This is a genomic window from Xanthobacter autotrophicus (assembly GCF_029991245.1).
GTDB classification, from domain to species: Bacteria; Pseudomonadota; Alphaproteobacteria; order Rhizobiales; family Xanthobacteraceae; genus Xanthobacter; species Xanthobacter autotrophicus_C.
In genome coordinates, this window is record NZ_JAIVFO010000366.1 from 1 (window position 1) to 441 (window position 441).

1 protein-coding gene is annotated in these 441 nt (G+C 68.9%); it reads right to left on the reverse strand.

The genetic code is table 11. The annotated features are described in order from the left end of the window. The coding region (locus tag K9U41_RS23245; RefSeq protein WP_282643200.1) for an MlaE family ABC transporter permease at positions 1 to 441 on the reverse strand (441 nt) is incomplete at both ends.

Genomic DNA, 441 nt, shown 5'->3' on the forward strand with positions numbered 1-441 from the left:
CACGCCGAACACCACCGACTTGGCCATCGCGAGCCCGAGGTTGGAGAAGCTCACCGCGTTGGGCAGCGCCTGCACGAAGTAGGCGGGCGAGACGTCCATGGCGATGTCGGCCGCGAGCATGCCGCCCGCCAGCGCGCAGAGCGTCGTCCAGACGGCGATGAGCGGCATGGCGATGGCCAGGGCCACGGCGCGCGGCATCACGAGCCGGAAGCCGTGCGGAATGCCCATCACGCGCATCGCGTCGAGCTCCTCGGTCACCCGCATGACGCCGATCTGCGCCGTGATGGCCGAGCCGGAGCGGCCCGCCACCAGGATGGCCGCGAGCATCGGGCCCAGTTCCCGGATCAGCGAGATGCCCAGGATGTTGACGATGAACGATTCGGCGCCGAACTGCCGCAACTGCAGGCTCATGAGGTAGGCCAGCACCACGCCGATCAGGAA